A 9437-nucleotide genomic window follows, 5' to 3' on the forward strand; every position below is an offset into this window, starting at 1 on the left:
TTGGTTGGGTGTCAACCTTCCAGTACCACAAAAAGCGGGATGTCATTCTATTTTCGGGCAAACGTTTCAAAACAAGTGGTAATTCAACATAATGTGACGACATATTTTTTGCAAGAGTCAAGTAAATAGGGTAATTTATGTCCAGTTAGCGGAACGAGGCTCCGTTAAGTATTGTTTAAGAGGTTGTTCAAAAAGTCCGGTAAAAATGACACTTCGAATTTCTTCGTTGGCTTGTTTCTCCGCTCCTTGGAAAAGAAAAACACTTTTCCTGCGTGCGAAGCGGATTCAGGGTAGCATTACTTGTGCTCATGTATCTAAAAGCATACATTCCGCTGCTCGAAACTGCGCCGCCTCGAACTTCTTGGTCCTTTTTATCCTCCTTTTTGAACACGCACTTTAAGCGAAACCTCTTATCTTAATTATGTCTAAGACTCCTAGGCAGTTACGATAGAAGGCCATCGTAATATGTTTCTGAAACCCGATATTTTGAATATTGTAAGGGAGAGGAGGTATACCGGTTTGGGTGAAACTCCCATTTCTATATTGTGATCGGAATGGAAATCCTGTTGCACAGGAACATGACATATGATGCTAGCTTCTTATTTACGTTTTTGTTTAATCAGCTTGTTACGATCAGCTGCTTGAGGCGGCACCTCTAACCAACCGTTTTTAACCATGATATCAGCGCCATCTTTTGTGAATTGGGCAATATCGGCAGCAAGGCGGGGATAGGTCATGGCCAAATCACTTCTGAGGCTCTGCGCTGCAGCTAACCCGTAATTACCAATACCGGAAGCGGAAAGTAAGCTCATGTGATACATCATTAATTTATCTGAAAAAGGGGCGTCCGTCGAATCCACAATCGATGAATCCCAGGTCATCGGTGCTTGGATGTCGCTGCCAGCTAATAACTTACCAAACGTTTTAATATGCTTCTTTGCCATATCTTTTCCTTTCAGCATATATTCCCGAACTTTTTGGGAAGCAGCGGTTTGCCCAAAGGCTGTACTTATCATAACACCCAGTATATTTGTTTCCATATTTAAACTTAAATGCGAAATTTCCACAGCATTTAAAGAGCGAGTATCGCTAAATGGATTTACCCCGCTGAAATATTGTTTGTTACCCGCGTGCTCCACTTTATTTGATATTGCAATATACGGAGATCTGATTAACAAGCCTTTGGCGAGTTTGGTTTCCGTGGAATGATCATACATCGCGGAAGATTGCGATATACAATTTGAGAAAAAAGCGCGTATATCCTGTCGGCTAGAGCCCGAATGATACCTTGCGTATTGAGCAGTTCCTAATTTTCCCATTTTATTGATGTAATCTAAAAAGAAGGTGTCCTGAAAAAGACGTTTCGCTTTTATATTCACATCTTGATTTGTAAACCCAACCGGTATAGGTATCTCCTCAGCTGTAAATATGTCCTGGATAGTCGTGGTCATCTGTACAGCGTCATCGTATGCTTGTTGTATTTGAGGACGTATATCTTGATCTTGAATAACACCGAGCCCATAGGATAAAAAACAACGCGTCATACTGTTTGCCATGTAACAACTCCAAAGATGGGCTAGCTCAGATGATGTTAAAGGTTGGTGACTGGTTTCATTCATAAAATCACTCCTGAATAATTTAACGCTTTTATTATCTGAAGGAATAAAGATAATATGCATTTTTTTATGACAAAAGAAGGTACAAAAACCCACAACACCGCTCCTGAAAATGAAATTGTAATTTTTTTAAGCGTGAACCAGCACTGATAATTTCTAAATAATGAAATCTTAGTTGGCTTTGTTCATACACTATTTTGGAGGTGTAAAAATGCCAATAGTCAAATACACGGATAAAGATGTTGCTTTAATGGCAAGGATGATGCGAGCTGAAGCTGTAGGTGAGGGCAAACAAGGGATGTTGTATGTTGGAAATGTCATTGTTAACCGGGGTAAAGCAGACTGTTTGGATTTTAGAGATGTCAGAACAATTCGGGAAGTCATATTTCAAGTACAAGGCGGAAATTATTCGTTTGAAGCTGTCCAAAAAGGGAATGTATTTTATCAACGAGCACGGTCGTTTGAAAAACGGTTAGCAAAAAAGAATTTGAATTATTGGAGAGAGCACCCGGCGAAATATGCTCTTTGGTACTTCAATCCATACGGCCCATGTCCTCCAACATGGCACGATCAACCTTTTTCCGGTCAATATAAAAATCATTGTTTTTATGAACCGGCAGCTGGAGCATGTGACAGTGTTTATTGAGTTATTGTATGTATTAAGACAAACAAGTTTATGAAATGTTAACGGAAGCATGCGTTTTAAAAGAGATAAGCAGGACTCCAATATAAAGTCTTCAAGATAAAGCTACTTTTCCTTAATAGACAGAAAGAGCAGATAGCATAAATCTGCAAATAAAGAATCCATTTTGATTAAAGTCATTTTCAAAATGGGTTCTTTTTGGATTTATTGGATTCTTAGAGTTAACAGTAGGGTAAGCTGTCATCATGAATAGTTCCCGGTGGGGGCGGGGATAGCTAATAGTGATGTGGTTTAGAAAGTAATCGTATATTCCATTGTTTGGGAGTCAGGCATATGCATATCGGTATCACAGTCTGGGTTATATTGGCATCTTGGCGCTGGGGGGATTGGAAAAATTTTAATCGCTATCATTCCACCATGTTATATATGTCAGCAATGAATTTGTTTTATCTTTTTTTGACCAGTAAATACCCGCTGTGGAGAATGCATCCTGATTTAGGGTTGCCTTTTACCCTCGTCACTGCTTTGTATACGTTTATCATTTTCCCCTTTACAGTCCTTCTGTATTTGTCTCATTTCCCGGATTCACCTGAAAAACAAATTCTCTACACCCTAAAGTGGATCGTTATTTACATTGGGGTTGAGTGGGTTGGTGGTTTATTTAGCCGTATTACTTATGATAATGGTTGGCATTTAGGATGGTCTCTTATCTTTGTATTAACAATGTTTCCAATGCTGCGTCTTCATTATAAAAAACCTATACTCACGTATATGGTATCTATTTTCGTTATCGCCTTTTTAGTATATCTTTTCGATGTTCCTTGGCAGGATTTGCCGGCTAATCCATGAAAGGAAAAGGACAATTTGCTTGTGAAGGTGATAAAATGAGAAGAAAGACACTAAGACCATTTTAAAGGGGTTACTGGGATTTGGTTTGCACGGAACAATCGTATCAAGAAGAACACTAATGGCCATGCCTCTTTACTATCAGGTGCTGATTTTCTCTCTTGACTTTTGCTTTAGGCAGATGTATAGTGTATTATTGTAATTAAATACTTGTATTTTTCTTATCCAGAGAGGTGGAGGGACTGGCCCGTCGAAACCTCAGCAACAGACACTTGTACTGTGCTACTTCCAGAAGCTTACGCTGAAGATAAGAAGAGCAAAATATACGGCACCGAGCCCTCTTCTTATTGATTCCAGGAAGAGGGCTTTTTTATAACGTCAGAAAGTATAAATTATGGATGACCTTATAAGAAAAGCTTCGGCATTTGCTATAAGGCGAGGCGAATGCCGAGTTTTTCTAATGTGCCGGGTATACAACACAAAGGAGGCAACAGGGATGAGGCGCAATTCGCAAGAGCGAATCATAGGCTTAACGCTAATATACACGGCACAGCCTTACGGGTAGGTCTTTTGGTCAAATAAGCAAATAATAACAAGCATTTATATACCCCGCGAGGTATGTCGGGCGGGTGTTATGATAAGATATACTGTTTAAGAAAGGATCGACATGATATGAAGAAAATGAAACAAACAATAGATCAGCAAGAAACACCAAAACAATTCAATAAATTATGGATGGTGCTGGTATTAGGAGCCCTAACAGCATTTGGGCCGTTATCAATGGATATGTATTTACCGGGATTGCCAACCGTGACCGATGACTTCCAAACAACGGCATCCCTTGCCCAGTTAAGTATTACAGCAACTTTAGTCGGGTTGGCAATCGGCCAGTTGGTATTTGGCCCGTTAAGTGATATTAAAGGAAGAAAGCGTCCGCTGCTTGTGACATTGACGACGTATGCGGTTGCTTCACTTCTAAGTGTATTCAGCAGCCATATATGGGTGTTCATCGGTTTACGATTTATCCAAGGGGTATCGGCGGCGGCAGGCATTGTTATCGCTCGTGCCTCGTCGCGGGATATGTATACAGGAAAAGACTTGACGAAATTCATTGCAATGTTAGCACTGGTGAATGGTGCTGCCCCTATTCTGGCACCGTTATTCGGCGGAATTGTGCTCAACTTTGCGTCATGGCGATTCGTCTTTGTGATTTTGGCTGCCATTGGATTTGTTATGCTGTTAGCCGTCACATTGACACTTCCTGAGACACTGCCGGAATCAGACCGGAAACAAGGCGGTCTGATGGAGACGGTTCAAACATTCGGCGTATTGCTGAAAGACCGCGTATTTATGGGGATTGCACTGGCACAGGCTTTTACATCGATGAGTATGTTCGCCTATATTGCCGGCTCCCCGTTTGTATTGCAAAATATTTATGGCGTCTCGCCACAGCAGTTTTCAATTATATTTGCCATAAATGGGATAGGTATCATTATGGCAGCACAGCTCACAGGAAAATTGTCTTCAAAAATAGACGAAACACATTTATTGCGGTGGGGTGTTACGACTTCCTTTACCGGCAGTTTGCTGCTGATTGTGACGGTCCTATCTTCCCTGCCGATTTGGGTGCTGCTACCGGCGCTATTTCTTGTTGTTGCAAGTGTCGGAATGGTGAACACGACAAGCTTTTCGTTAGGTATGCAGCGTCAAGGTGACATGGCGGGAAGCGCGTCCGCTTTTCTTGGCATCCTTCCGTTTGCCGGCGGCGGGGCCGTTTCACCGCTTGTAGGGATAGCCGGCGATCATACAGCTGTTCCGATGGCTATTATCATCCTTATTAGCAGCATGATGGCATTCACAATTTATCATGTTCTCGTCAGACGAAACAGCCGTGCGATTAAAAGCAGCTCATCCGCATATAATCAAGTGGCGAACTCAGATAATCACATTTAATGAAAAGGGAAATGAGATCATAGCGGGTTCTGTTAACTATCGAAAACTTTAAAAATGAAAGCAAACATGACTATTAAATTATAGATTGATTTGGTAGTCATGTTTTATTGATATTGCGGTGAAATGAGGATGGGAATGACGAAACCACATACTACGGCGTCATCCCCTGATCCAGAATGTCCACATTCACATCGACATCGAACGTTACGTCGGGAAATTTATCACGCCATTCGGATTCAGTGAGAGGGCTATTTCGTTTTTGGGTTTTATAGGTTCGCCCGTAGCCCATTGGATCCACATTCCATTTCTGCAGTTTCGATAAAAGCTGTTCATACTGCTCTTTGATTGCTTTCTCGATTTCCTGTTCGAATGCGTTAATCGCAGCTGGTTTTTGAAGACCAACACTCTCTGTTAGTTCCAGTATGTTCACCTCAAAATTCAATTGGGTATGAAAGTGCAAATTCTGTTTGTTAACGAGCTTTATGTTGCCTTCACCTTTCTTAATGTTGAATAACGTATAAAAATCAGTTTGATCGCTTTTTGGTTCCTTTAACAAATACTTCTTCAGCGGCTGAAGCGGCAACTGAACTTCTTGTTGCAGTCCGCGGATGTTTTGATGAAGGACATTGATGTAAAAAGCCTGATCGACCGGAATTTGTCCGGCCAGCTGATCGCCTTTGAACAGTGCCAGTGCGGTGAGCCTTGTTCGTTCATTTTGATAGGACAAAATCGGCATAACCGGATCTATGCCTGGTTCATAATAAAGTTTCTGGAAGTTGTGTAACGTTACTTCAGGGATGACATTCATGTGGCTATTCACATCAATAATATTTGGTAACGCCTGATTGACATTGATATTCGGCAATCCGTCCAGCTTGGTTATTAGATTCTTGGCGGTTGTGTCACTGACAGCCAATAATCGGTTATTGGACGCTCTTGGATGGCGGGATGCAGCGCGCAAATAATCAATCAAGCCATTTTCAGCGGCCTTTTTACCGAATAGCTCCAATTCAATGGCACCTGATTGCAACTGGAAGCCGAGCTTGTAATTCATCCGTTTCTGTCCCTTCGACAGGGTTTTCCCCTGACCTGTGACGAGGCTGGATGGATCCTGGCCTGGAGCTCCGAATTTGTAAAACACAGCCGTTGTTTTCAATTGGTCATCTCCCGCTATATCAACGCCATAGATGTTCATAATACCGTTCTCCTCAAGGGTTTTTGGTTGGACACAGCCACTTATGAGCATAACAGTCAAAACAAGGATGCCATTCATACGGCAGCTCATCTTTTCGCCCCCTTTTTGGATCGGCTCTGCCACGCCTTTTTAAGTTTAACAATGGGTAACAAGGCAAGTGGGTACACAAAAATAATCCAGAAAGCAATGCTGTTAGCTTGATTGTTTAATGCCATAATCAGATGATGCTCATCGATAAAACCGCACACCACCAGGAAAATCAAGGCGGCAGCATATAAGGTGATCCGCTTCGGCACATGATAGAGTCGTTTCATGCCCTGTGTAATCGCCCACATCAATAACATCATGGTCGGTAACGTTATCATCATCCATTCGGCGACAACGATAAAATCAAATCGGGCAATAAACGGCAGTTCAACGATTTTAAAGAGTGATAGAACAGACCACTCGATGGTCCTCGCTTGTGTAGCACTAAAATAGCCGATCACTATCAGGGTATTAAGCAAAATGATGCCCGCCGACCAGGTTGCCCCTAAGAAAATAGGACGCCAGACTTGATTCTTATTCCGGATAAATGGATAAATCCAAAAAATGATTTCGAATCCGGTAAACGTAAAGGTGGTTGATTTGGCTCCTTTTAACAGGTCGATCATCGATGCCTGCCATACAGGCTGATAATTGGAAATATCGATTAATGAGATTGGTTTAGCCAGCAGAAGCAATAACCAATGGGAAAGTATAAAGAATAAAAACACCACGCCAACAATCGATCGCAATCCGCCGGCGACACAATAAACAACCAAAGACAGAAGCAGAAACCCGAGAAGCCATGTATTGATTTGCGGAAAGATAAATAGTTGTACAACGTCAATATAGGTGACCAATACGACCAACAGGACAAAAGCAAAGTAAAGCATATAGACAGTACCCAGCAACTTGCCGATCCATGTTCCAAAAATATCAACCTGAATACCTAAAATATCGGCGTTGTCGTAGCTTTTCAGGATAAGGAGCATCACCCACAGGACAATTAACATAGCAGCGTATGCCATTAACACAGAAATCCAGCTGTCCTGCTGTGCATCCAAAAAAATATATTTCGGTGTGCCCATGACCCCGACACCGATTTGGATACCGCTCATGATAAAAAACAAATAAAATGCTCTAATACGCAAACCTTGTTTGACCTTCAAGTTAATATCCATTGTTCACCCTACTTATCAACGTCATGTTTTCTTCTTGCCTCTTGTCGATTATACCGGTACGGTTCTTTGGGCCTGAATGATAAAAAGCGTCTGTTTTGAAACTGTAATGGCAGGCGGAATAACGCCTTATTCAAATCCTTCATGCGGAATGGATAAACAGGTGCCAGGTAAGGTCTGCCCAGAGATTGGAGTTTGACCAAATGAATGACAAGAAAACATGCGCCGTACATAATACCGATAAGACCAAATAACCCTGCCAGGATCATCATGGGAAAGCGTATAATCCGGATGGACGCCCCCATCATATAGTTTGGCACCGTATAGGAGGACAAGGCACTTAAAGCTACGATAATAATTAAAATACTGCTTGTCAGGCCCGCCTCGACAATAGCTTGTCCGATAATAACACCACCAACAATCCCGATTGTTTCCCCGATTTTTGTCGGCAGTCTTGCCCCGGCCTCACGCAGAAGCTCAATCAAAAATTCCAAAATCATGGCCTCAAACAGGGGTGGGAACGGGACGACTGCTCGGGATTTACCAATAGTAATAAGCTCATGAGTCGGAATAATTTCAAAGTGATACGTCACCGCCGCAATGTAAAGCGGCGTAATAAAGATTGAAAATATTATGGCTATAAAACGTAACAGACGTAAAAATGATCCGATGTTCCAGCGCATATACATATCTTCAGTTGATTCAAAAAAACTAAAAAATGTGGACGGGCCAATAACTCCGGATGGACTGTTTTCCGTTAACACGCCAATCCTTCCCTGTTTAACGTCATGTGTAAAGCGATCAGAAAGTTCCGTGGCATAAAATTGCGGGAACATAGACGAAGATGAATCGCTAAAGAGTTGCATCAAAATGGTCGAATCTTCCACATCATCAACGTCTAAATCTTCCAGTCGCTGACGTATCGTATTCACATCCGTTTGATTGGCAACCGATTTAACATAGACAAGACATACTTCACGTGGGTATTTGTGCCCGATCATCATTTTTTCCATCACCAGATCGGTCGAACGAATACTCCAGCGCACTACATTCATGTTTGTTATCAAGGATTCGGTGAAGGCGATTTGCGGACCAAGGACGACTGATTCGTTTTCAGCCTTTGAAAGCTGTCGATGCTTTTTATTTAATAAAAAGTAGGAAAGAGCTTCATCCTCACCTTCAACATATATGTATACTTTCCCGACCAGCAACCCTTTCAGAATACCTTCCAACGTATTTTCCGTCGCTTGGTCTGCGATAGGAATATCATTTTTCAGAGACGGTGTGCTCCATGCGTCCTGACTGCTGAGAAAAGGATCAAGCAGATACTCTTTCACTTGGTCAATATCTACCATGTACTGGATGAAAAACACAGCTGCTCGTTGCCCTTTATCCTGTTCATAAATCGTAAATGTCAAATCCTGATTATTCTCGAATTTGCTTTGCATGATCTGTTCTAACTCATCAATCTTCTTTGGAAAAAAATCATCCTTATGCTTTTTCCGTTGGTTCTTTCGTTTCATAGGGACCTCCAAATGAAAAAACAATACTGGTGGTAGTGTGTGAGGACCATGGAAAATTATGAACAGTTTTGGCGTTGTAGCGTATATTTGGATTCATTGTAAGGAAATGCACGCATGTTGCGTCGAAATGGCCGTTGAACAGGCGAACTATCAATGGTTCGTGTTTTATCTTTGCTTGTACTTTTTTTGCGAGAGTTCCTGTATATGACGTGGGGAAGTTTTATATATTAAAGGTTGTAAAGTAAACACATGATAAACCACTCTGAAGGCCAGAGTGGTTTATTTATAACGTCAGAAAGTATAAATAATGGATGACCTTATAAGAAAAGCTTCGGCATTCGCTATAAGGCGAGGCGAATGCCGAGTTTTTCTAAAAAGATCAGAAAGTATATAATTTTTAGCCCTATTGATACTTCGTCGAATATTGCCACGTCCGGCTCTAGCACTAATGCTGTAGCG

Annotated in this window: 7 protein-coding genes and 1 riboswitch; of the genes, 3 read left to right on the forward strand and 4 right to left on the reverse strand. The window is 41.6% G+C overall.

What is annotated here, in order from left to right; all coding sequences use genetic code 11:
• Window positions 1-599: 599 nt before the first annotated feature.
• On the reverse strand, window positions 600-1619 hold the full coding sequence (locus tag IEW67_RS16875; protein ID WP_188634247.1) for a DUF3231 family protein: 1020 nt from the start codon (window positions 1617-1619) through the stop codon (window positions 600-602).
• 208 nt (window positions 1620-1827) lie between these two features.
• On the opposite strand from IEW67_RS16875, the gene IEW67_RS16880 reads away from it, so the two are divergent.
• From IEW67_RS16880 to IEW67_RS16890, 3 genes are all read left to right on the forward strand, one after another.
• A complete protein-coding gene (locus tag IEW67_RS16880) occupies window positions 1828-2262 on the forward strand; it encodes a cell wall hydrolase (RefSeq protein ID WP_188634248.1) in 435 nt (144 codons plus the stop codon).
• A 330-nt stretch (window positions 2263-2592) separates the two neighbouring features.
• The gene (locus IEW67_RS16885; protein WP_188634249.1) at window positions 2593-3108 is read left to right on the forward strand and encodes a CBO0543 family protein; all 516 of its coding nucleotides are present in this window, start codon (window positions 2593-2595) and stop codon (window positions 3106-3108) included.
• 215 nt (window positions 3109-3323) lie between these two features.
• Window positions 3324-3419: riboswitch (SAM riboswitch) on the forward strand.
• A gap of 358 nt (window positions 3420-3777) precedes the next feature.
• Entirely contained in the window at window positions 3778-5058 is a 1281-nt protein-coding gene (locus IEW67_RS16890) for a multidrug effflux MFS transporter (RefSeq protein ID WP_229671918.1), read from the forward strand.
• Between the two features lie 151 nt (window positions 5059-5209).
• Here IEW67_RS16890 and IEW67_RS16895 read toward each other — a convergent pair whose 3' ends face one another.
• The 3 genes from IEW67_RS16895 to IEW67_RS16905 are packed head-to-tail and all read right to left on the reverse strand — an operon-like array spanning window position 5210 to window position 8978.
• Window positions 5210-6343, reverse strand: coding sequence for a Ger(x)C family spore germination protein (locus tag IEW67_RS16895; protein WP_188634250.1), 1134 nt, complete (start codon window positions 6341-6343; stop codon window positions 5210-5212).
• On the reverse strand, window positions 6340-7458 hold the full coding sequence (locus tag IEW67_RS16900; protein ID WP_188634251.1) for a GerAB/ArcD/ProY family transporter: 1119 nt from the start codon (window positions 7456-7458) through the stop codon (window positions 6340-6342). Before IEW67_RS16900 ends, IEW67_RS16895 begins: the two co-directional genes overlap by 4 nt.
• 8 nt (window positions 7459-7466) lie before the next feature.
• On the reverse strand, window positions 7467-8978 hold the full coding sequence (locus tag IEW67_RS16905; protein WP_188634252.1) for a spore germination protein: 1512 nt from the start codon (window positions 8976-8978) through the stop codon (window positions 7467-7469).
• Window positions 8979-9437 lie beyond the last annotated feature (459 nt).

This window comes from Lentibacillus kapialis (assembly GCF_014646635.1).
In the GTDB taxonomy this organism is placed as follows: domain Bacteria; phylum Bacillota; class Bacilli; order Bacillales; family Amphibacillaceae; genus Lentibacillus; species Lentibacillus kapialis.